This is a genomic window from Paraburkholderia sp. Tr-20389 (assembly GCF_017104565.1).
In the GTDB taxonomy this organism is placed as follows: Bacteria; Pseudomonadota; Gammaproteobacteria; order Burkholderiales; family Burkholderiaceae; genus Paraburkholderia.
This window is the reverse complement of sequence record NZ_JAAGPD010000014.1, coordinates 34,041-57,419: the sequence shown is the minus strand read 5'-3', so window position 1 is coordinate 57,419 and position 23,379 is coordinate 34,041. Positions and strand designations below refer to the sequence as shown.

The following is a 23,379-nucleotide window of genomic DNA, read 5'->3' as shown; positions in this document are numbered from 1 at the left end:
ACAACACCAACAGCAAACGATGTCCAACTCCACGCCCTTCCTGACAGGTTCCTCCGAATCCGATGCTCGCCTCGTGTATGTCGTCGACGACGATGAACTCGTGCGCGGTGCGCTTTCGGGGCTGCTGCGCTCGATCGGTATCGACGTCCGCACGTTTGCGTCGACGGAAGAATTTCTTGCTGCGGAGAAGCCGGCCATTCCGTCGTGCCTCGTGCTCGACGTGCGGTTGCGCGGCCAGAGCGGTCTCGCGTTGCAGCAGACGCTGATCGATGACGGCCGGCTGCATATGCCCATCATCTTCATGACGGGCTATGGCGACATTGCGATGTCGGTGAAGGCGATGAAAGCGGGAGCGATGGATTTTCTGGCGAAGCCGTTCCGCGATCAGGACATGATCGACGCCGTCATCGCCGCGCTGGAACGCGACGCGCGGCGTCTCGCGTCGGATCGCTCGCTGCATGCGATGCGCACCGCATGGGAGTCGCTCACGCCGCGTGAGCGCGAGGTGCTGCAGCATGTCGCAACGGGGCTGTTGAACAAGCAGATCGCCGCGAACATGGGCATTGCGGAAATCACCGCGAAGATCCATCGCGGCCAGGCGATGCGCAAGATGAGTGCACGCTCCGTCGCCGAACTGATGCGCAAGATGGAAGCGCTCGGGATCGTGCAGGTGCCGCGCTAGCGGCACTCATGTCTCGCGGAATGCGGGCGGCGATATATACGATCATATGATGGCGGCCCGGGTCAGCGCGCCGTATCCTGACGCTGCCGGGCAAGCTTGGGATCCGCTCATTCGTTTGCCTCGTCATCAGCGAGAGTGTCCTTGTCCCAGCACAATAACGAGCTAGTCTCCATCGTCGACGACGACCCCCTCGTGCGCGCCGCGACCAGCAGTCTGGTGCGTTCGTTTGGTTGGGACGCGCGGGTCTTCGCATCCGGCGCGGAATTTCTTGCTTCCGATGCGCTCCAGCGCACACGCTGCCTCGTCTGCGACGTGCAGATGCCGGACATGGACGGCATTGCGTTGTCGAGTGCACTCGAACGCCAGGGCATTCGCATCCCCACTATCTTCATCACCGCGTTCGCCACGGTTCGCATACGCGAGCGCGTGCAGGCAGGCGCGGCGCTATGCATGATCGAAAAGCCCATCGATGCAGCGGAACTCGAAGCATGGATCGGCCGCGCGCTGGCCCCTCGCTGACATCCGATGGTGCGGGCGTCGGCATCGCGTGTGAATGCATGCGATGAACCGGTGCGCCGCAATGCAACCGTAAGCCCGATACATTTGGATACGTCGAGGAAACACAGACGATACATTGCGCGTTTCTAATCCTTGGCAGGCGTCGGAGTCAGTGCATCCGACAGCCTGCAGCCAGTTTTCACAACGACAAGGACAAGACAATGAAACTCCGCCAATTCTTGATGAGCAGCGGCCTCGCCGCAGTAGTAGCATTCTCGTGCACCCACGTGTTCGCTGCGGATGCGGCAGCATCGGCAACGGGCGCGGTCGCGACGACGGGCACGCAGGCCGGCGCGACGAAGAAGTCGATCCGCACAGCCAATCGCGCATTCTCCAAGACCGTGCAAAAGACGATCACCAAGACGAAGGGTCTCGAGGACACGTCGATCACCGCGTTCGGCAACGCGAAGACGGGTGCCGTGACGCTGGCAGGGCAGGTGACGAGCGAAGACCAGGATCGTCTCGCCGTCGATACCGCCAAGCAGGTGCACGGCGTCACGTCGGTCACCAGCAAGCTGACGCTGCGCCAGCAAGGCGGCGGCTGATCGCTGCACGACAGGCACGCCGGCGTCTTCGTGCGCATGCAATGTGCGCGAGCGCGCCGGCCGAACAAGAACGTATTGACGATATAGCCGCGGGAGATGAGTCGATGAACGCGCTATCCAAAGACAATATCGTGGTTCGCACGCTGCTGAATGTGCTCGATCCATCGGCAGAACAGCGCCACGCCTGCACGAAAAACCGCTATGCGGCGCTGAAGAAGCTGCGCGTCACGATACCGTCGCCGGTTTCCGCCGAGCGCTCCGTGCAGCAGACGAAGCCCGCGCATATCGTGGTGCAGGAACGGCTCTCGTCATGCACGATCAGCGTATCGTGGAGCGACCCGTGCTCGGGCCGGTACACCGAACAGATCTGGCGCAGCGGCCTCGCGCGCGATGCAGCCGTGTGCGTGCTGACGGGCCGTGCGATCAGCCGCGGCGATCCCGTATTCAGGCCGCGCGCGCACGACTTTCATGTGCCGTCCAACCAGCATCAGATGATCCTCGCCGCCACCGTCGACCAGCACGCTGGACTGACCGTCGCGTGAGCGGTGCCATTTACAGTCGGAACCCTTAACGAGGACAACATGAGCGAACTGTGGCGTTTGTCCGCGGCTGAACTTGCCAGGCGTGTTCGGGCACGCGAAGTATCCGCGCGCGAGGCGGCGCAGTCCGCGCTCGCGCGTCTCGACGCGGTGAATCCCATCATCAACGCAGTCGTCGCGCACAAGCCGGAGTGGGTGCTCCAGCAGGCGGACGAGATCGATCGCGCGATTGCGCGCGGTGAAGATCCGGGGCCGCTCGCGGGCGTGCCCGTCACCGTGAAGATCAACACGGACCAGGCCGGCTTCGCGACCACCAACGGCACGCGTCTGCAGGAAAACCTGATCGCCGAAGCGAGCAGTCCTGCCGTCGACAACCTCGCGAAAGCGGGCGCCGTGCTGCTCGGCCGCAGCAATTCGCCAACCTTCGCGCTGCGCTGGTTCACGTCGAATCAGACCCATGGCCGCACGCTCAATCCGCGCGACGCGTCGCTGACGCCGGGCGGATCGTCGGGCGGCGCGGCGGCCGCCGTCACCGCGGGTATCGGCCAGCTTGCGCTCGGCACCGACATCGGCGGTTCGATCCGCTATCCCGCGTATGCGTGCGGCGTGCATGGACTCAGGCCGAGCTTCGGGCGCGTGCCCGCGTTCAATGCGTCGTCGCCGGAACGTGCGATCGGCGCGCAGTTGATGTCTGCGACGGGTCCGATCGGGCGCACGATCGAAGATCTGCGCCTCGGTCTGCATGCGATGGCCGCGCCCGATCTGCGCGATCCGTGGTACATGCCAATGCCGCTCGAAGGGCGCGCCGTGCCGTTGCGCGCGGCGCTGTGCCTGCGTCCGGGCGGCATGCCGATCGCAAAGGAAGTCGAAGACGCGCTGCACGATGCGGCACGCCGGTTAGTCGACGCGGGCTGGACCGTGGAAGAAATCGACGACGTGCCGTCGCTGCGTGAGGCGGGGCAATTGCAGGAGCGTCTATGGCTGGGCGACGGCTTCGACGCGCTCGCCGATGCCGTCGCGCGTGACGGCGATCCGGGCGCGAGCGCGGTGATTGCGGCAGCGCGTCTGAAGGTGAAGGATCTGCCCGCCGATGTGATCAGCCGGTCGCTGGTGCGGCGTACCACGCTGGTGCGTCAATGGCGTCTTTTCCTCGATCAGTATGCCGTCGTGCTGATGCCCGTCTCCGGCGAACTGCCGTTCCCCGACGATCTCGATCAGCGCGGGCCGGAAGGATTCGACCGCGTGTGGGAGGCGCAACTCACGATGCGGGCGCTGCCCGCGATGGGTTTGCCGGGACTTGCCGTGACGACGCAGCTTGTCAATGGCGTGCCCGTTGGGGTGCAGATCGTCGCGGCGCATTATCGCGAGGACCTGTGTCTGCTCGCAGGCGAAGCGATAGAGGCGCGCGGCGTGCCGATGTCACCCGTCGACCCTACTATCTAGGCTTGCCGTTCGAGCGTGCCAGGCGGCTTTCGCAGCCGTCTGGCATCAGGGCGTCACCGTGACGATCGTCGAACCTCGCAGGCGTTCGGCGAGATCGAGATGAACGGGGCGCTCGCCCCACCAGCGCGCAAATCCCGTTTGCACGCGATGGCCGATCACCACGATATCGGCATGAAAAGCCGCCACGTGCAGTGAAATGACGTCGGCGGGGCGTCCATGCTTGAGGTGCCCGTATGCGGTGACACCCGAGTTCGCGAGATGTTCGACGGCGGCGTCGAGCGCGTGGCGCGCATGTTCTTCCATGCGGCTGTACGCGAGATCCGACAGCATGCCTGCACAACTCGCAGCGGCCGTGACCGAATCCACGACGGAGACGACGTCGACGTGTGCGGACAGTGCCAAAGAAAGTTGCGAGCAACGATTCAACGCGGCTTGCGCTTCAGTGCTGCCGTCGTACACGAGCAGCATTCTCGAGAAGGATGACATGTTCTATCAAGACCGTATCGGATTACGCTTGTCGTCGTATTCCGGTTAAAGAGAAGGTTGGGCAGAGCATTAGCGTCGGCAATATCCAACGCAAAATTTCGGATGCCTGATTCGACAACACTTCGCTATACGGATCTATTCCGTGCGCATTTGCGCGTGTGTCGGTAACTGCCGCGCGGCGCACGATGTGCCGATAAGCTTGCGTGCCGTGCACATCTCAGCACCGGATACATTCCGACATATTCCAGCGAGGCCAATACGCTATAAAAGAGGCGCTTTCATAAAGCGCGTTTTGGACAAGCTTCATACCGCCCCGGACAATTTCCGAAAGCGTCGAGTCACTACACTGAAAGACAGCGGGCTGCGCTTAGGCGCGCAACCTGTGAACCCTTTTCACTGTAGATAGACTTCGTGGCGGATTGACCATGATCGAGTACTCCACTGCACTGTCGTCGAACGTTCGTGATCGTTTCTTTATCGATGGCGAATGGGTTGCAAGCCATTCCGGCGCGCGCCATGTTCTCGTGTCGCCCGCCACGGAAGAGCCGTTCATGTCGGTGCCGCTCGCGGATTCAATAGATGTCGAACGTGCGATCGCGGCAGCGCGCCGCGCATTCGATAGCGGTCCGTGGCCGAAGATGTCGGGCGTGGAGCGAAGCGCGTATCTGAAGCGTATGACGGAGGAAATCCGCCGGCGGCTGCCATTGCTCGCGCAGCTTTGGACGGATCAGGTCGGTGCGCCGATCACGTTTGCTAAGGGCTTGCTGCCCGCCGGCATCACGCGCTTCGAGTTCTTTTCAGCGCTGGCGGAGACGTTCGAATTCGAGGATGCGCGGCCGACCCGGCGTGGGCACGCGCGCGTGCGCCGCGAACCGGTCGGCGTCGCAGCGTTGATCGCGCCGTGGAATGCGACGTTCCCGATCGTGTCGCACAAGATTGCCGCTGCACTGGCGGCGGGCTGCACGGTCGTCGTGAAGTCGCCGCCCGAGAGTCCGCTGGATGCATTGATCATCGCGGAATGCGCTGCCGCTGCGGGCCTTCCGCCCGGCGTGCTGAACGTGATCACGGCGGGCCGCGACGAAGGCGCGCAACTGGTGCAGTCGCGCGATGTCGATAAGATCAGCTTCACGGGCAGCGTGGCAACGGGGCAGTGGATCGCGCATGCGGCCGTCGACAGGATGGCGCGCGTGACGCTCGAACTCGGCGGCAAGTCGGCGGCGATTCTGCTCGACGACGTCGATCTGCCGTCGGCGCTCGCGGCACTGACGCCGTTCACGATGCCGTTTTCCGGGCAGATCTGCTTCGCACAGACGCGCATTCTTGCGCCGAGAGCGCGGCATGACGAGGTCGTCAGCGCGTATGCTGAGATCGTGTCGAAGCTGAAGGTGGGCGACCCGCACGATGCCGATACGCGCATCGGGCCGCTGCTCAATGCGGTGCAGCGCGATCGCGTGCGCGCTCATATCGAGCGCGGCATCAGCGAAGGCGCGCGCCTCGTATTGGGTGGAAGTGGCAACGGTGGCTTCGACAAGGGCTATTTCGTCGAGCCGACGGTATTCGCCGACGTCGCGCCGCATATGACGATCGCACAGGAAGAGATCTTCGGACCGGTCGTGTCGATTCTTCCATACGACACCATCGACGAGGCCGTGCGGATTGCGAACGATACGCCGTATGGTTTGAGCGGCTCGGTTTATGGGCGTGATCCGGAGCAGGCGTATGCGCTCGCGTGCCGCATGCAGGCAGGCAATATCGGCATCAATGGTGTCGAGCTGGCGGCCAATGTGCCGTTCGGCGGCTACAAACTATCAGGAGTCGGCCGGGAGGGCGGCCGTGAGGGACTGGAGGCATACCTCGAAACCAAGGCAGTGTTCATGCCGACGGCGGCGAGTTGACGCGTGCGCGCGTGCGCTGTCCGTTTCAGATTCATGAGGCGTTTTCATGCATTTCGACACGCATGAGTTGACTTTCGATTCCGGCCTGAGTGCGGGCGAGCGATGGTCGGATGTGCTGCTGAACAGTCACGGGTTGCGTTGTGCATTCGACGCGCAGCAGTCGGTCGAATCGACGGTGAAAAGCTGGAAGCTGGGCGACGTGGGCGTTTCGCTCGCCGACCTCGCGATGCAGACGCTGTCGCCCGTCGGCGAAGCGTGGCCGTCGTGGCAAGGCGGCTGGATGTTCGTCAAGCTGGTGACGGCCGGGCACGTGCACGTGCAGTGGCGCGGCCTCGTGCAACGTTTCGACGCGGGCAGCATGTTCATCGTCGACCCGGTCTATCCGTTCGCCGAAGTCTTTCCGGAGCGGGCACAGTTGACGGTGCTGCGCGTTCCCAAAGCCAGTCTGCGCGAGCGCGGCGTGCATCATTCGAGCGCGGGGCCGCTGGTCGGCGATGCGCGTTCGCCCGATGTGCGGGCGACGTGGGAATTGATTCAGTGCATCGCGAGGCAGTCGACTGCGCCGAGCGCGATCGCGCAGACTATGATGGGCGACCAGTTGCTCGAACTCATCGAATTTTCGATGATCGAGCCGGGTGCGCGCTCGAAGCGGCGCTGTCCCGAAGCGTTGATTCACCAGGCGAAGCGTTACATCGAAACCCATCTCGGCGATACCGGGCTGGACGTCGCCGCGATTGCAGCCGGCGTGCATGTGTCGTCGCAACATTTGCAGCGCCTGTTCCGCACGCGGGGTATCTCGCTGATGCGTTACGTGTGGCAGGCGCGGCTCGAACGCGCGGCGCTGCTGCTGCGCGCGGGGGCAATGCGCGCCAGTTCGATTCAGGAAATCGGATGGCAGTGCGGCTTCGCAACGGCCGCGCATTTCAGCCGTCTTTTCAAGCGGCAATACGGCGTGTCGCCGTCGGATTTCCGCTATGCGGGCGTTCAGATTCAGCAATAACCAGTCACAAGGATAATCATCGATGAACAAGGCTCTATTCGCGTCAATGGTCTTGATGGGTGCGATTGCATCGACAGCGTCGCATGCGGAAACCATCAAGCCCGTCAGGGTATCGCAAGCCGATCTGGCGGGTTCGATCTTCAATCGCAAAGACACTGTCACGAAGAACGAAAACGGCAACAGAAGCTCGGACGCCGTGACCTACACGTCGCCGGATAACGCGTATCAGACGGGTGTCTACAAGTCGGGTCCGCTGCACGAGGAGATCAAGGGTCCGGAAGGGCTGCCCTATAACGAGTTTCTTTATTTCCTGTCGGGCAGCGTGAAGCTGACGTCGTCGGACGGTTCGGTGATGGTCGTGAAAACAGGCGAGGGCGTCACGCTGCCAAAGGGATGGACCGGGCAGTTCGATACGAAGGGCTATACGAAGCTCTACGTCACCTACGATCCCGCAGAAGCGAACAAGGCGAAGCAGTAGCGCGAACGTTCGCATCCGTCGCTTTCCGTTCGTCGCCAAGGGCCGCGTTTTCGCGGCCCTTTTGTATCCCAATGTATCTGCACCCCCGTCTGATACATAGCGACTCAATCGCGGGTATTGCGGACACAACGCAGATACGTCCGCCGTGTTTAATCGATCCATGTCAGCCGGTCTGGCTTTGCAAACCAACTTCACCTCGGGAATATCACCATGTCGGATCAGATCAACACACGGCGCCGTCGTTTGCTGGGAACGACCGTTGCGGGCATCGGCTTGCTGGAACTGGGCTTGAGCGGATTCGCGCAGGCGCAAACCACGAAGACGGGATCGAGCGTCGGCTCGTATGCGGAAATCAAGCAGATCAACGCGGGTACGCTGAACATCGGCTACGCCGAAGCGGGGCCCGCAAATGGGCCGGTAGTGATTCTGGTGCACGGCTGGCCATATGACATCTACAGCTACGCCGAAGTCACGCCGCTGCTCGTCGCTGCAGGCTATCGCGTGATCGTGCCGTATCTGCGCGGCTACGGCAGCACGCGTTTCCTGTCCGCGGATACGGTGCGCAACGGCCAGCAGGCCGTGATCGCTCTCGACATCATCGCGCTGATGGATGCGCTGAAAATCGACAAGGCGATTCTGGGCGGCTTCGACTGGGGCGCGCGCACCGTCAACATCATTGCCGCATTGTGGCCCGAGCGCTGCAAGGCGATGGTGTCGGTGAGCGGCTATCTGATCGGCAGCCAGCAGGCGAACCGCGCGCCGCTGCCGCCGAAGGCGGAATTTGCGTGGTGGTACCAGTTCTACTTCGCGACCGAGCGCGGCTATGCCGGCTATGACGCGAATCGCCATGACTTCAACAAACTGATCTGGCAACTGGCGTCGCCAAAGTGGAATTTCTCCGATGCAACCTTCGACCGCACGGCCGAATCGTTCAATAACCCGGATCACGTCGCCGTCGTGATCGACAACTACCGCTGGCGTCTCGGGCTGTCGCGAGGCGAGGCGAAATACGACGACATCGAGAAGCGCCTTGCGACCGCGCCGACCATCGCGGTGCCGACCATCACGATGGAAGGCGACGCGAACGGCGCGCCGCATCCGCAGCCGGAAGCGTATGCGAAGAAGTTCACGGGCAAGTACGCGCATCGGAACATCGGCGGCGGGGTCGGACACAACCTGCCGCAAGAGGCGCCGAAGGCATTCGCCGATGCGATCATCGACGTCGCGCATTTCTGACAGACGAGAGAGGAGCCATCCAATGCGACCCATCCGGACCGCGTATGTCGTCCTCAGTGCGGCGCTGCTGGTCGGCGCCGTGTCGGCGGATCATGCGATCGCCGAGTCGGCCAAGCCGGGCCAAGCGGCGTCTTCCGCCAAAGGGGCGGCCTCGCCGATCTACGGGGTCACGATCCCCGAAGGCTACCGCAAGTGGCAGATGATCGCGCCCGCCGAAGAGGGCGCACCGCTCGACGAACTGCGCGTCGTGCTCGGCAATCCCGCTGCCGTGAAGGCAATCGAAAACGCGACGCTGCCTTATCCGGACGGCGCGATTTTCGTGAAGCTCGCGTACAAGCGCAAGCAGTCGCCGGATTTCGAATCGGCTACCGTGCCGGGTCAGCCGACGACGGTGCAGGTGATGGTGAAGGATTCGCGCCGCTATGCGTCGTCGGGCGGATGGGGCTACGGGCGTTTCATCAACGGACAGCCCGCCGATCTCGCGCAGCATCAGACCTGTTTTGCGTGTCACGCGGCGCGGGTGAAGGATCGGGATTACGTCTTTACGCATTACGCGCCGTAGGCGGTTTCGACGGTCTCTACCTGAACGTCGATCCCGCCTCAATCTGACCGGAACCCTGATCGGCGTACGTCCTGGATATGCCGTTGCGCTTTACCCAAGCCGCCCGCACTTCAAGTTGCGGGCGGCTTTTTTTCGTTCCGACGATTCATCATGAAACACCACCCGTAATGCAAATTGCATAAATGTAGTACATTTCCTTAAACTAATAGTTAGGAAACCGTAATATAGGAGAACTCTTATTGAATCGACGTTGCGGTCGGGCAACCATTCATGGCGTTTACGAACTTCGTCTGTCGGCATTGCATGACAGCCATTCCAGCCAAATCGGAAAAGCGCCATCGCCCGCGATAACCCGCAATCAGTTGCTAGAGCGCCAAGACCATGAAAAGAAAAATCGCCGTGCTTTTCGGTACCCGTCCAGAAGCAATCAAAATGGCACCGGTTGTCCGGGCGCTTCGCGAATCTTCCTATCTCGAACCTCTGGTTATCGCGACCGCGCAGCATCGCGAAATGCTCGATCAGGTGCTCCATGTATTCGGCATCCGGCCGGATCATGATTTGAATCTGATGCGCCCCAACCAGACGCTCGCCGGCCTCACTTCACGGCTGACTGCTTCCATCGACGACGTGCTGCGCAACAGCTCGCCCGCCGCCATGCTGGTGCAAGGCGACACCACGAGCGTGCTGGCGGGATCGATAGTGGCGTTCTACAACAACATTCCGGTCGGACACGTGGAAGCGGGACTGCGCACGCACGATATCCGCAATCCGTTCCCGGAAGAAATGAACCGCGTCGTCACGGGCCGCTTGACGCGTTGGCACTTCGCGCCGACGGCGTCGTCCGCACAAAACCTGCTTGACGAGCGTTATCCGGAAGAGACCGTGTTCACCACCGGCAACACCGTGATCGACGCGCTGTTCGAAGCGCGCAGGCATCCGGACAAGGTTGCGCGCAACGTGCGGGAGGGTCGCCGGTTGATGCTCGTCACGACGCACCGGCGTGAAAATTTCGGCGAGCCGCTGCGGCGCATATGCGCAGCGGTGCTCGAGTTGCTGGACCGCGACCCGGCCCTCGAAGTGCTGTTCCCGGTGCATCCCAATCCCAACGTGTCGTCCGTTGTGTATCAGGTGCTTGGCAAGCATTCGCGGGTCAACCTGTGCGCGCCGCTTGACTATCTGTCATTCATCGCTGCCATGGAGGCCGCGCATCTGATACTCAGTGATTCCGGCGGCGTGCAGGAAGAGGCGCCTGCGCTTGGGAAACCCGTGCTCGTATTGCGCGACGAAACCGAGCGTCCCGAGGCGATTGACGCGGGCGTGGCGGAACTGGTCGGTACGGACGCCGGCCGGATCGTCCAGAAGGCCTGGCAATTGCTCACCGACCCAGCCGTCTACCGTGAGATGGCGCAGGGCGCGTCGCCGTACGGCGACGGTTACGCCGCACGGCGCATCGTCGGTATCCTCGAACAGGAACTGGGATGCCGCGAACATCCCGCTCAGGCGGGCAAGGCGCCGGCGCCGACCGAGCTTGTCGGCGATCCGGCATGACCGCGCCCGCTGTTCGGGATGTGTCATGTCGTGCCCGCTGCCGGCTGATCTATTTTTCGTCAGTCCCGTATGCGAGCTATGCCCAGCGACCACATTTCATGACGAAGGCATTCGCCGATAACGGCTTCGACGAAATCCGCTGGATCGATCCCTATCCCACGCGCTTGCCGGTTTTGTCCGATCTCAAGCGCTTGCGCAAGGGGAGCGCGGATGTTACGCATCCCGTGGACCCGCGGGTGGGCGTGGTGCGGCCCACCGCGCTGCCGATCGAGCCGCTGCCGATGAGCGGCGTCGTCAACCGCCTCGCTGTGTGGCGTGCGGTGTGCGATCAGCTGAAGACATTCGCGGGCGGCGCCGACCACTGCGTATTGGGCATCGGGCGTCCGAGCAAGCTTGCTGACTGGGCGCTCCGGCACGTGCCTCATGACCGCTCTTTCGTCGATGTGCTGGATAATTTTCCGGCGTTCTATCGCGGTGTGTCGAGTCTTTCGATGCGCGTGCGTCTGCGCGCGCTGCTCGAGAATGTCGACGACATCTATTGTTCGTCGTCTGCGCTTGCGGCCGACGTGCGCTGCCGTCGTCCCGACGCGGTCACGATCCTCAATGGCTATCCGACGGCCGGTTTGCCCGCGCCGTCGGAGGCCGGACAGCGGCGCGTCATCGGTTACGTCGGGGCTATCGCGGACTGGTTCGACTGGCCGCTGGTGCAGTCGCTCGCCGAAGCGCTGCCCGATGTGCCCGTCCGGCTGATCGGCCCGGAATTCGTCGAACGTCCGGCCAACTTGCCGGCGAACATCGAGCTGATCGGCGAGGTGCAGCAGGAACGGATTGCTGCGATGGTGCAGGAGTTCGCTGTCGGACTGATTCCGTTCCGGATCAACACGCTTACGGCGGGCGTCGATCCGATCAAGTTCTACGAGTACCGCAGTCTGGGCGTGCCCGTCTGGTCGACCGCTTTTGGCGAGATGCGTCACCGCGATCACGCGGACGGTGTTACGCACATCGCGCCCGGCAGCATGTGGAGGGCCCTCTGGGACAGCGCGCGCACGGGTGTGTCCACAGCCAGGGACATCGCGTCGTTCCGTCTGGAGGTGGACTGGAGCCGACGCTTCGCACCCATGCTTGCGCGCTCGCAATTCGCCGCCGCACAGTCCAAACAGAAAGCTGGAATTCATGGACTTCCGCTTTCGCCACGTCAATCCCAGCGGCGGTCGCCGCGCACCTGAAAGTGATGAGTCAAACCATTTTTGTCAAGGAAGGCGCCGAACTCAAGCATCGCGCGCCTTTCTGGAAAGTCCTGCTCGACCTGCTGATTCATCGGCAACTGCTGTCACAACTCATGCGACGCGACATCGCGAGCCGCTATCGTGGATCGCTGTTCGGCACGATCTGGGCGTTTTTGAACCCGCTGCTGATGCTGTCTCTGTACACGGTCGTGTTCGGCGTGTTCCTCCACGCACGTTGGGCTGGCGCGTCGAACAGTCTGCAATTCTCCGTGGTTCTATTCGCCGGCCTGATCGTTTTCAATTTTTTCGCCGAGTGTCTGAACCGCGCGCCGATGCTCATCGGTGGTCACGTCAACTATGTAAAAAAGGTCGTCTTCCCGCTCGAGCTTCTGTCGTGGATGACGGTGGGCACGGCGCTCTTTCACGCGTGCGTGAGTCTGATCGTGTGGGTCGCTTTTGCCGAGTTCGTCTACGGCACCGTGCAATGGACGCTGGTGTTCCTGCCTTTGATCTTCGTGCCGCTGATCCTCATGACGGTCGGTACCAGCTGGATCGTCAGTTCGCTTGGCGTGTATGTGCGCGACATCGGCCAGATCATCGGCGTGGCTACTTCGTTCATCATGTTTTTGTGCCCGATCTTTTACGCGATCGAGTCGTTGCCGAAGGCGTTTCAGACGCTGCTGCGTGCGAATCCACTGACGTTCATCGTGGAGCAGGCGCGCGCCGTGATGATCGGCGGCCAGTTGCCGGACTTTCGGATGTTGGCGTGCTACACCGTATCGAGCTACCTGTTCGCGTGGCTGTCGCTCGCCTGGTTTCAACGCGCACGGGATGGATTTGCCGATGTACTCTGATTCGACCACGTGCTCGTCCATGCATTCGGCGCAAGACGACATCACCATCCGTATCGAAGGACTTTCGAAGCGCTTCGCGGTATATCACACGCCGCTGGAGCGTCTGAAGCACGCGCTCTTACCCGGCCGCCAGAAGGGCTGGAGCGAATTCTGGGCGCTCGACAACATCAATCTGACCATCGCGCGCGGCGAAACCTGTGCGATCGTCGGACGCAACGGCTCGGGCAAATCGACGCTGCTGCAAATTCTTTGCGGCACGTTGCGCGGCACGTCGGGTCGGGTCGAGATCAACGGGCGCGTCGCGGCGCTGCTGGAACTGGGCACGGGATTCAACAACGACTTCACCGGACGAGAGAACGTCTACCTGAACGGCGCGGTGCTTGGCTTGTCACGCACGGAAATCGACGCGCGTTTTGCCGATATCGAAGCGTTCGCGGAGATCGGCGCCTTCATGGAGCAGCCGGTCAAGACGTATTCCAGCGGCATGTACGTGCGTCTCGCGTTTGCCGTCGCGATTCATGTCGAGCCGCAAATCCTCATCGTGGACGAAGCGCTCGCAGTGGGCGACTCGCGCTTTCAGGCCAAGTGCCTGAACCGCATCAAGGCGATGCAGGCCGACGGTGTCACCATCCTGTTCGTTTCGCACGATGTCGGCGCGGTTCGCACGTTATGCGAGCGCGCGCTCTGGCTGGATCAGGGCAAGGTACGCCTGCTCGGCGACGCGTTTTCCGTGACTGCGCAATACAACCAGTTTCTATTCGAAACAGATGCCGACGACGGGCTCGGCAAGGGGGACAGCGCAGGTTCGAGCAAAGCACGTTCGGTCGAACCTGCGCTCGCTGCCGAGGCCGTTCGCCCGGATGACGCCGAAGAGGCCTCCGGCGCGTCGGCCGGTAATGCAGCCGCCGATCTGATGGCGAAGCATCGCCCGATCAATCACTGGGGCAGTCACGTCGGATCGATCCTCGAAGCCGGCATTTTCAATGCGTGCGGTGAGCGTCTCGGGACCATGAAGGCGCTCGACGACATCGAGATTCGGGTCCGGGTACGGCCGCCCGCGGCCGCGGATCGTTCCACGTTGAGCGTCGCGTTTTCTCTGAAGGATCTGCGGGGCACGGACCTGATCGTATCGACTACGTGGGATCAGCATTCGCTCGACTTCACGCGGGCCGGTGAAACCGTGCTCGTGCGCTTCAAGCTGAAAAACCGGCTCAATGCCGGCAACTATCTGCTGGCGGTGGCGCTCGAAGACCGCGCCAGCGTCTTGCCCCAGTACTACGAGTACATCGAGGGGGCGCATTACTTCACCTCGCTCACCGAAAACAAACTGTATGGCGCTTTCGTCGCCGACGTCGAGCAAACCATGGACGCGGAGCCTGCCGCGCTGCGAGTATCCGCATGAGTGATCGGAATCACATCAATAGCAACGCGTATTGGAACAGCCGTTTCGAAACCGATTGGGAATCGAACTGCGGCCGGGAACAGAGCCGATTTTTTGCGCGCATCGCCGTTGAAGCGCTGCCGCAGTGGCTGTTGCATAAGGTACGCTGGGACAATCTCAGCGTTTGCGATTGGGGGTGTGCACAGGGCGACGGCACCGATGCGCTTGCACAATTGCTATCGTGGGATGTGACCGGCATCGATTTTTCCCAGGCTGCCGTCGAACGCGCGGCGGACACTTACCGTACCGTCCCGTTCCTGCACGAGGATCTTCTCTGCAGGCCCGAGCGCTCTCCATTCGACGTTCTTTTTTCATCGAATACGCTGGAGCACTTCGCGAAACCGTGGGATGTGTTCGAGCGGATCTCGCACTACGCATCGAAGTTTATCGTTCTGCTGCTGCCGTACCGGGAATTTGACCGGCATTTCGAACACGAAGTTACCTTCGACGCGACCAACATCCCGCTCGCGCCGAGCGCAGACTGGGTGCTCGTGTACGAATCGGTGATCGATACACGTTCTTGCGAGCCGACATACTGGTCTGGCCATCAGATCCTGCTGGTGTACGCACGTAACGCGCAACTGGGTGCCCAACGGCTGTCGCTTGTGGACGCAAGGCTCTCCGGCCGGGAGGCTAGTGGCGCCGGCATGCAAGCGGCGCACTCGACAGGCCAGATCGAAGCAGAAACTCGTGCCGATAGGGCGCTGATGTCGCTTGACATTGAAAAATCGCGCGCGAACCGGGCGCTCGCGGAACTCGATGTGCAACGGCTGCGCACAGAGCAGGCACTGACAGAGATCGACGGCGAAAGGTCTCGTGCCGAAGAGGCGCTGGTGGCGCTCGAAACGGAGAAATCGCGCGTGCGCGAAGCGCTCGCGCAACGCGATGCGGAGAGGCTGCGCACAGAGCAGGCATTGACGCAGGTCGCGGCGGAAATGTCCCGCGCTGATCAGGCGCTGGCCCGGCTTGAGGCGGAAACGTCTCGTGCCAATCATGCGCTAGTCCGGCTTGAGGCGGAAACGTCTCGTGCCAATCAGGCGCTAGTCCGGCTTGAGGCGGAAACATCTCGTGCCAATCAAGCGCTAGCCCGGCTTGAGGCGGAAACATCTCGTGCCAATCAGGCGCTAGCCCAGCTCGAATCTGAGAAATCTTCTGCAAGCGATGCGCGGCGTGGCCTGGCGAGCGCGTCCACGCGTATCTCGACGCTCGCAAGCGAATGCGACGCCTTGCGCGGCAAGTTCAAACAGCTGGCCGATGAGTACGCCCAGCTGGAGATAGAGTCGAATCGGCGCGACGAGCGCATTCATTTTCTGCAGTACCGCGAACACTCGCTCACGGCAGAGGTAAAAACCTTGCTCGCCACCCGCAGTTGGCGGATGACTGCGCCGCTGCGGGTCGTTCGCCGCATGCCGGGTTGGATGCGGGGGCGCATGAACGACGTCAACTACGCTTATGTACACGGCGGCGTCGGGAACGTGGTGCGCCGTTCGCTCACGTATATCCCGAAGCATATGAACGCGCGCGGCACCCCCCCGGCTGCCGGGACGATGCCCGCTGTGCCTGTCCTGCGGCCGGACAATGCCGGACCGGGAGCTTCTGCTCCTATGCGGCGGGCGACACCCCGTGCGTTGCCCGACGTGCTGATGTTCAGCATCATCGACTGGCACTTCCGGATTCAACGGCCGCAGCATCTCGCGCGCGAATTCGCGCTGGCCGGGCATCGCGTGTATTTCTTCTCCAATCATTTCGAGGACGCGCGGGAGCCGGGCTATTCGTTGGAGCGATTGGACGACACGCTTCCGCTTTATCAGGTCAAGCTGAAGGTTCACCGGGCACCCCCCATTTATTTCGCTTCGCCCACCGCCGAGGCCATCGAGCAGATCCGGGCCGGCATGCAGCTTTTCTTCGACTGGAGCGGTACCGATCGCTCGTGGTCGATCATCCAGCACGGCTATTGGTATCCGATCGCGGCCAGCCTGCAGTGCGAATGCGTGTCGTACGATTGCATGGACCATCACGAAGGGTTCGGCAATGTTCCGCAAGAACTGCTGACGCTTGAAGAGGAGATGATGGAGCACGCCGATCTGCTGGTTGCTACGTCATCCTGGCTGGAAGGTCATGCGCGCAAACGCAATCCGCAGGTGTCGGTCATCCGGAACGCGGGCCAGTATCGCGATTTCTGCGACCCGCCTGCCGAGCGCTTCGTTGACCCGGAGGGTCGCCGGATCATCGGTTATTACGGGGCGATTGCGGAATGGTTCGACGCGGAGCTTGTCGCAAGGGTTGCGCAGTCGTTCCCCGACGCGCTGGTTCTGCTCGTGGGCGCAGACTCTGCGGGCGTCGGCGACAGACTCTCGCGATATCAGAACGTGCAGATGACGGGCGAGGTGCCGTACGGCAAGCTGCCTTACTACCTGTATGCGTTCGATGTTTGCCTGATGCCCTTCCGCGTGATTCCGCTGACGCTCGCGACCAACCCTGTCAAGATCTATGAATATCTCGGCGCTGGACGTTCGGTCGTCGGAGTCGATCTGCCCGAAATGGTGCAGTTCGGCGACCTGGTGCGTATCGCGGAATCGCATGAAGGTTTTATCGATCAGGTGCGCGCCGCGCTGGCTGCACTACCCGATTCGGAGGAAGTTGTCGCGCGCCGCAAGGCATTTGCAGCCGGGCAAACCTGGGCGCATCGTGTCGCGGACTTTCGCGATGCCATCCAGGCCCTGCCGCGACCGAAGGTCAGCGCGATCGTGCTGACCTATAACAACCTTAATTTGACGAAGAACTGCCTTGATAGCCTCGAGTGCTATAGCGACGGCGTCGATCTGGAGATCGTGATCGTCGATAATGCGTCGAGCGACGGTTCGCCCGCGTACCTGTCCGCTTGGGCGAACTCGCGTCCGAACGTCAAGCTGATTCTCAACGACGACAACCGCGGGTTTGCCGGTGGCAACAATCAGGGGCTCGCAGCCGCTACAGGCGACTACCTCGTCATCCTGAACAACGACACCGTCGTCACGCGCGGCTGGGCGCTGCGCCTGGTGAATCATCTGCGCCGCAATCCGGGGCTCGGAATCATTGGGCCGGTAACCAACAACATTGGCAACGAGGCGCGTATCGATACGTGCTACACGGATCTCGACGCGATGCATGTCGAAGCGAAGACGCTGACGGATCGTCGTCTCGGCGAGTGGTTTGAATTGAACACGGTTGCATTTTTCTGCGCGATGCTGCCGCGTAGCACCTACCTGCGGTGCGGTCCGATCAGCGAGGACTACGGCATCGGCTTTTTCGAGGACGACGATTATTGCCGCCGGGTTCAGGCGACCGGTCTGCGCGTGGGCTGTGCCGACGATGCATTCGTCCATCATCATCTGTCGGCGTCGTTCAACAAACTGGGCGAAGAACGAAAACGCGCACTTTTCGAAACGAATCGTGCCATCTACGAAGCGAAGTGGGGCCCGTGGATACCGCACAAGTATCGTGAGATCAGGCAGGTCGTGAGCGAAGGTTCGATTGTATGAAGAGCGCGGGGGCGTGACGTTGCCCGAGTCGGCTCGATTCGTTCCCGGTCACCACCCGCCCGCATTTCCAACACCCCCAAATACTGTGTGGGATAATCGCGAGGTTTGCCCAGGGCGCGACTCACGAGGTTGTTCGCACGGGCGCACGAGGGGCCTTTATTCGCGTGGCCCGCTTTCTCTCTGCGATAACTCTCCCACAACCACGATGCCCGCATACCGTTCCAAAACCTCCACCGCCGGCCGCAACATGGCTGGGGCGCGCTCGCTGTGGCGCGCCACCGGCATGAAAGACGAAGACTTCTCCAAGCCGATTATCGCGGTGGTGAACTCGTTCACCCAGTTCGTGCCCGGACACGTGCACCTGAAAGACCTCGGCCAGCTCGTTGCGCGCGAAATCGAAGCGGCGGGCGGCGTCGCCAAGGAATTCAACACCATCGCCGTCGACGACGGCATCGCGATGGGCCACGACGGCATGCTGTACTCGCTGCCGAGCCGCGACATCATCGCGGACTCCGTCGAGTACATGGTCAACGCGCACTGCGCCGATGCGATGGTGTGCATCTCGAACTGCGACAAGATCACCCCCGGCATGCTGATGGCCGCGATGCGCCTGAACATCCCCGTGATCTTCGTGTCGGGCGGCCCGATGGAAGCCGGCAAGACGCGCCTCGCGAACCCCGCCACGGGCACGATCGAGTTCAAGAAGCTCGACCTCGTGGACGCAATGGTGATCGCCGCCGACACGGCCTATTCCGACGCCGACGTGGCCGAAGTCGAACGCTCCGCGTGTCCGACTTGCGGCTCGTGCTCGGGCATGTTCACGGCCAACTCGATGAACTGCCTGACGGAAGCACTCGGCCTCTCGCTGCCGGGCAACGGCACGGTGGTCGCGACGCACGCGGACCGCGAGCAGCTTTTCAAGCGCGCCGGCCGCCGTATCGTCGAACTGGCGCGCCAGTATTACGAGAACGAAGACCAGCGCGTGCTGCCGCGTTCGGTGGGATTCAAGGCCTTCGAAAACGCGATGACGCTCGACATCGCGATGGGCGGCTCGACCAACACGATCCTGCACCTGCTTGCCATCGCGCGTGAAGCCGAGATCGACTTCACGATGACGGACATCGACCGCCTGTCGCGCATCGTGCCGCAGTTGTGCAAGGTGGCGCCGAACACGAACAAGTACCACATTGAAGACGTGCATCGCGCGGGCGGCATCATGGCCATCCTCGGCGAACTGGAGCGCGCGGGCAAGCTGCATACGGATGTGCCGACGGTGCACGCGCCCACGCTGAAGGACGCGCTGAACGAGTGGGACATCGTGCTCAGCGACGACCAGGCTGTGAAGACGTTCTACATGGCGGGCCCCGCCGGTGTCCCGACGCAGGTCGCGTTCAGCCAGAACACGCGCTGGCCGAGCCTCGATCTCGATCGCGCCGAGGGCTGCATCCGTTCGTACGAGCACGCGTTCTCGAAGGAAGGCGGCCTCGCGGTGCTGACGGGCAACATTGCGCTGGACGGCTGCGTGGTGAAAACGGCGGGCGTCGACGAAAGCATTCTCGTGTTCGAAGGCACCGCGCATGTGACGGAATCGCAGGATGAAGCCGTCGAGAACATCCTCAACGACAAGGTCAAGGCCGGCGACGTCGTGATCGTCCGCTACGAAGGTCCGAAGGGCGGTCCGGGCATGCAGGAAATGCTGTACCCGACCAGCTACATCAAGTCGAAGGGTCTGGGCAAGGCCTGCGCGCTGCTGACGGACGGCCGTTTCTCGGGCGGCACGTCGGGCCTGTCGATCGGTCACTGCTCGCCCGAAGCGGCGGCTGGCGGCGCGATCGGCCTCGTGCGCGACGGCGACAAGATCCGCATCGACATTCCGAACCGCACCATCGACGTGCTGCTGTCCGACGAGGAACTGGCACGCCGCCGCGAGGAGCAGAACGCGAAGGGCTGGAAGCCTTCGAAGCCGCGTCCCCGCAAGGTGTCGGCGGCGCTGAAGGCGTATGCGAAGCTCGTCATGTCGGCAGACAAGGGCGCGGTACGCGACCTGTCGCTGCTCGACGATTGATACGCGGGCGGGCTTCGCGTCCGCTCGTGATGAAGGCCGCTCAATGGAGCGGCCTTTTTTATTGCACGTCACTTATTGCACGTCACGCAGACTGAACCAGGCCGGCTTCAATTCGCCGACGCGTCGATCCGACCGAACATGCCCGTCGTCTTGCTCGGGCCCGCTGCATAGAACAGCGTGTTTTTCGGCTGGTTGTCGACGTCGTTGCCGAAGCTGATACCCCACAGACCCTTTTGCGCAAACGGCTGGCCGTCGTGCAGCGTGAGCTTGCCGAGATCTTTCGCGGTAGCGGGATCGAATGCTTCGATCGTGCCGTCGCCGAAGTTGCCGACCAGCAAGTCGTTGCTCAACGGACCGAAGTTCGCGGGCGCCTGCGCGATGCCCCACGGCGCATTCAGCACGCCGCCCGCATGCACGAACTGCCTGACGAGATGGCCGCTCAAGTCGAATTCGTCGAGCACGCCGAGGCCGGCGCCGACGACCTGCGCGTTCGCCGTCGCGTTCTGCTGCGCGTACGTGACGAAGATGTTGCTGCCGATCGTCTGAATGCCGAACGGCGCGAAGCCCGCCGGAAGATTCGGATCCTTGAACTGTCCGTCGAGCTGGATCTTCTGGAACGTCGCATTGAACACGTCGATCTTGCCGTTGTGGAAATCGGCCGCATAAAGCAGGTTCTGGCCGTTCAGCGTCGCCGTGGTCAAGCCTTTGTAGTTCGCGCCGCCGCTGGCGTCGTCGAACGCGGTGACAGCTTGCGTCGGCAGAACTTTCGGCGACCACGCGGCGATCGTGCCGGCATCGGTGGCCCAGACGAAGACGGCGCTGCTGCTGTTGCTGCCGCTGCTGATGACGAAATCCGACGTCGAATTGAAGATGATGCCCGTCGGGCCGGCAGGACCATTCTGTCCATCGGGAATCGTCACGACGAGCGATTGCACGACACCATTGCCGTCGTAGAGCGTCGACTTGTGTGTCGTGTTGTCCGACACCCAGAAGGTGCCCTTCGGATTGAACGCGACGCCCCAGCCATTCTGCAGGTTCGGATCGGTATGGGCCGCCGCCGTGCTGCCGTCCGAAACCAGTGCGGTCGATACGAAGGGACTGGCAGGCGGGGGAGGCGTGTCGTCACCGCCGCCACAGGCCGCGAGTCCGCTCGCCGCGATACCCGCGAGCGCGATTGCAATGAGCGATCTATACGATTTCATCATCAGCTTCCTCATTCGTTGTCATGCGTGTAAGCAGGATGGCTAAACATCTGAATTGAAATCTGCTTGTCGATTTCAATGGCCTGCGTGAAGCGAGGCCTTCCTTCAGAACGCCTGTCATTGCCGCGCTATTCCAGCGTTTTATCGACATGACGATGTTTCCGAATGCGCTTCGTTTCTCACGATTCAACTTCGCGATGTGCATCGGATGAAGCGCGCAGCGTGCTATTGATCGCGTTAGCCGAAATCATCCAGAGATGAAAACGCGCACTGCGACGGAATAAGCGGAATGGGGCGGGTGTTCTTCCAGATGCAACCGTCAATCAAACATGGAAGGACGTCATGAATTCGCTAGTTGAACCCGTCATGTCACGCACCGCACGTTCGTTGGGCGCGATCGAAAAATTCTTTTATCTGCTGAGCCAGAGTCATCCGAATCATTTCGTCATGGCCGGCGAAGTGTCGGGCCGAACGCGCGTCGATCAATGGCAGGACGCGCTCGACTGTGTCGCGCATCGTTCGCCGCTCGTCTGGTCGCGCATCGAACGCGATAGCCGGGGCGCGCCTGTGTTCGCGCCCGTTCCGCATGGCGCGGTGCCCTTGCAGGTGAAGCCGTACGAATCGACGAAGTGGACGGATGAAGCTGCCGCGCAAGTCGCGCAACCGTTCGACGAACTGAATCCGCCCTTGATGCGCGCCACGCTGCTTCATGGCGAAGAACGTTCGATCATCGTGCTGGTCGCGCATCATTCGATCGCCGACGGCGTGTCGCTGACCTCGCTGCTCGGCGATCTGTTGCGCGCGATGGCAGGACAGCCGCTCGTGCGCAGCCAGGAAACGATGGCCGTCGAGCGTCTCATCGAACGCACGCATGGCATGCCGACAAACAACCCCAGCGCGCCTGTGCCTGCGGCCGCGGATGCGCCGGCCGCGCCCGTGCGTACGCCGCCCGCAATGCGCGAGCCTGATGGCTCGATGCCGCATATTGAAGCGTTGCGGTTGACGTCTGCGATCACGCGCAACTTGCGCGAGCGCGCCCGCATCGAGCGCACGTCGGTTCAGTCGGCGCTGGTCGCGGCTTTCACGAAGGCGGTGTGTTTCCTGACGGCCGCTACGCCGCGCGAACCGATGCGCGTGCTATCGCCCGTCGATCTGCGGCGTCGCTTGCTGGGTGGGAGCGATCATCTGGCGATGTGCGCAAGTGGCGTCGTGCATCCCGACGACCACTCGCGCGATGCCGATCTGTGGAGCCGTGCGCGTCTCGCGGCACAGGCTTTCGCCGGCATCCAGTCGCCGGCGCATCTTGCGGCGCAGGTGTTGGGCACGCATGCGATTCTGGACACGGTGAATGGCGTGGCGGAGGCCAAGGCAGTGTTCGCTCAGGCATTCGGCAACGATGCCGTGATCACGAACCTCGGCGTCGTCGATCTGCCGAAGCAGTTTGGAGCGCTCGTGCTTGATGCTGTGTGGGGGCCGTCGGTTGTCGTGGGTGTCGAAGGCGAGCAGGTGATCGGCGCGGTCACATTCGACGATCAACTGCATCTCGTGCACACGAGTTTTGCGCCTATGCGTGGACTGCTCGACCAGATGACGGCCGAAATCGAGGTCGCGCTGGCGCACGCAGATCAATGACCGTGCGGACGGGGAAAGACGTGGTGCAAGTCTCTCAATCGTCGCAGCGCACGTCCTTCTTCTGCACAACGATGATTGCGGGGTAGGTCTGCCCGTGTTCGAGTTCGATGCGCGCGACGACGGAAATCGTCGCGCTGTCGATCTCGTCATACACGCTTACTTTCTCGTGGCGCAGGTTGTCGAGGCCGGTGCAGCCCGTCGCGCGTCCGTCGTCGGACACCTTGCATTGAATCGGGTGATCGGCGACGTAGCGGTAGCGGTCGCGGTCCGGCGTCGCCAGGTATTCGCGCATGCTGTCGGCGGCTCCGCCGACGCCCGTGACATAGCCGATTGCACAACTGAGATTGTCGCCGCTGCCGGGCGTGGCCGCCATGGCCGCCGTGCCCGTAAGCGCGAGAGCTGCCGCAGCAGCTGTCGCGAGTGTCGATGCAAGAGAGAATTTCATCGCGCAATATGCCTGTGTCCG

Annotated in this window: 21 protein-coding genes; 17 read left to right on the top strand and 4 right to left on the bottom strand. The window is 62.3% G+C overall.

Annotated features, from left to right (window positions below):
- Positions 1-19 precede the first annotated feature (19 nt).
- From G3N95_RS15945 to G3N95_RS15925, 5 genes are all read left to right on the top strand, one after another.
- The gene (locus G3N95_RS15945) at positions 20-682 is read left to right on the top strand and encodes a response regulator (protein WP_205971046.1); all 663 of its coding nucleotides are present in this window, start codon (positions 20-22) and stop codon (positions 680-682) included.
- Between the two features lie 141 nt (positions 683-823).
- Positions 824-1,201 carry a response regulator gene (locus G3N95_RS15940; RefSeq protein WP_205971045.1) on the top strand — a complete coding sequence of 126 codons (378 nt, stop codon included), beginning with the start codon at positions 824-826 and terminating at the stop codon, positions 1,199-1,201.
- Between the two features lie 200 nt (positions 1,202-1,401).
- Positions 1,402-1,785, top strand: a complete 384-nt coding sequence (locus tag G3N95_RS15935) for a BON domain-containing protein (RefSeq protein ID WP_205971044.1) — start codon at positions 1,402-1,404, stop codon at positions 1,783-1,785.
- A gap of 104 nt (positions 1,786-1,889) precedes the next feature.
- Positions 1,890-2,327: a DUF3331 domain-containing protein gene (locus tag G3N95_RS15930; RefSeq protein ID WP_205971043.1), complete on the top strand. Its 438-nt coding sequence runs from the start codon at positions 1,890-1,892 to the stop codon at positions 2,325-2,327.
- A 39-nt stretch (positions 2,328-2,366) separates the two neighbouring features.
- Entirely contained in the window at positions 2,367-3,767 is a 1,401-nt protein-coding gene (locus tag G3N95_RS15925; RefSeq protein ID WP_205971042.1) for an amidase family protein, read from the top strand.
- 45 nt (positions 3,768-3,812) lie between these two features.
- On the opposite strand, the gene G3N95_RS15920 is transcribed toward G3N95_RS15925, so the two are convergent.
- Positions 3,813-4,253 (bottom strand): universal stress protein, encoded by a 441-nt coding sequence (locus G3N95_RS15920; protein ID WP_241018582.1) that lies wholly within the window; start codon positions 4,251-4,253, stop codon positions 3,813-3,815.
- A gap of 425 nt (positions 4,254-4,678) precedes the next feature.
- Between G3N95_RS15920 and G3N95_RS15915 the strand changes: the two genes are divergently transcribed.
- The 5 genes from G3N95_RS15915 (at position 4,679) to G3N95_RS15895 (ending at position 9,424) form a co-directional block, all read left to right on the top strand.
- Complete coding sequence (locus G3N95_RS15915) at positions 4,679-6,148, top strand: aldehyde dehydrogenase (protein WP_205971041.1); 1,470 nt, start codon at positions 4,679-4,681, stop codon at positions 6,146-6,148.
- 46 nt (positions 6,149-6,194) lie between these two features.
- On the top strand, positions 6,195-7,148 hold the full coding sequence (locus G3N95_RS15910; RefSeq protein WP_205971040.1) for an AraC family transcriptional regulator: 954 nt from the start codon (positions 6,195-6,197) through the stop codon (positions 7,146-7,148).
- A gap of 22 nt (positions 7,149-7,170) precedes the next feature.
- Positions 7,171-7,626: a cupin domain-containing protein gene (locus G3N95_RS15905; RefSeq protein WP_205971039.1), complete on the top strand. Its 456-nt coding sequence runs from the start codon at positions 7,171-7,173 to the stop codon at positions 7,624-7,626.
- 210 nt (positions 7,627-7,836) lie between these two features.
- The gene (locus G3N95_RS15900) at positions 7,837-8,862 is read left to right on the top strand and encodes an alpha/beta hydrolase (RefSeq protein ID WP_205971038.1); all 1,026 of its coding nucleotides are present in this window, start codon (positions 7,837-7,839) and stop codon (positions 8,860-8,862) included.
- A 22-nt stretch (positions 8,863-8,884) separates the two neighbouring features.
- Entirely contained in the window at positions 8,885-9,424 is a 540-nt protein-coding gene (locus G3N95_RS15895; protein WP_205971037.1) for a cytochrome P460 family protein, read from the top strand.
- Between the two features lie 90 nt (positions 9,425-9,514).
- On the opposite strand, the gene G3N95_RS40565 is transcribed toward G3N95_RS15895, so the two are convergent.
- A complete protein-coding gene (locus G3N95_RS40565; protein ID WP_241018613.1) occupies positions 9,515-9,955 on the bottom strand; it encodes a hypothetical protein in 441 nt (146 codons plus the stop codon).
- Here G3N95_RS40565 and wecB point away from each other — a divergent pair.
- The 6 genes from wecB (at position 9,857) to ilvD (ending at position 20,079) form a co-directional block, all read left to right on the top strand.
- The gene (gene wecB / locus G3N95_RS15890; protein WP_241018580.1) at positions 9,857-10,972 is read left to right on the top strand and encodes a UDP-N-acetylglucosamine 2-epimerase (non-hydrolyzing); all 1,116 of its coding nucleotides are present in this window, start codon (positions 9,857-9,859) and stop codon (positions 10,970-10,972) included. The two genes, G3N95_RS40565 and wecB, sit on opposite strands and share 99 nt — an antisense overlap.
- A 98-nt stretch (positions 10,973-11,070) precedes the next feature.
- Positions 11,071-12,198: a glycosyltransferase gene (locus G3N95_RS15885; RefSeq protein WP_205971035.1), complete on the top strand. Its 1,128-nt coding sequence runs from the start codon at positions 11,071-11,073 to the stop codon at positions 12,196-12,198.
- Between the two features lie 5 nt (positions 12,199-12,203).
- Entirely contained in the window at positions 12,204-13,052 is an 849-nt protein-coding gene (locus tag G3N95_RS15880; protein ID WP_205971034.1) for an ABC transporter permease, read from the top strand.
- On the top strand, positions 13,042-14,454 hold the full coding sequence (locus G3N95_RS15875) for an ABC transporter ATP-binding protein (RefSeq protein WP_241018578.1): 1,413 nt from the start codon (positions 13,042-13,044) through the stop codon (positions 14,452-14,454). The genes G3N95_RS15880 and G3N95_RS15875 overlap by 11 nt, the downstream gene beginning before the upstream one ends.
- Entirely contained in the window at positions 14,451-18,014 is a 3,564-nt protein-coding gene (locus tag G3N95_RS15870) for a glycosyltransferase (protein WP_205971033.1), read from the top strand. Before G3N95_RS15875 ends, G3N95_RS15870 begins: the two co-directional genes overlap by 4 nt.
- Before the next feature lie 205 nt (positions 18,015-18,219).
- Complete coding sequence (ilvD, locus tag G3N95_RS15865) at positions 18,220-20,079, top strand: dihydroxy-acid dehydratase (protein WP_205971032.1); 1,860 nt, start codon at positions 18,220-18,222, stop codon at positions 20,077-20,079.
- A gap of 107 nt (positions 20,080-20,186) precedes the next feature.
- Here ilvD and G3N95_RS15860 read toward each other — a convergent pair whose 3' ends face one another.
- Entirely contained in the window at positions 20,187-21,284 is a 1,098-nt protein-coding gene (locus G3N95_RS15860) for a TIGR03118 family protein (protein WP_241018576.1), read from the bottom strand.
- 339 nt (positions 21,285-21,623) lie between these two features.
- On the opposite strand from G3N95_RS15860, the gene G3N95_RS15855 reads away from it, so the two are divergent.
- Positions 21,624-22,913, top strand: a complete 1,290-nt coding sequence (locus G3N95_RS15855) for a condensation domain-containing protein (RefSeq protein WP_205971031.1) — start codon at positions 21,624-21,626, stop codon at positions 22,911-22,913.
- 34 nt (positions 22,914-22,947) lie between these two features.
- Here G3N95_RS15855 and G3N95_RS15850 read toward each other — a convergent pair whose 3' ends face one another.
- Positions 22,948-23,358, bottom strand: a complete 411-nt coding sequence (locus G3N95_RS15850) for a hypothetical protein (protein WP_205971030.1) — start codon at positions 23,356-23,358, stop codon at positions 22,948-22,950.
- Between the last annotated feature and the right edge of the window lie 21 nt (positions 23,359-23,379).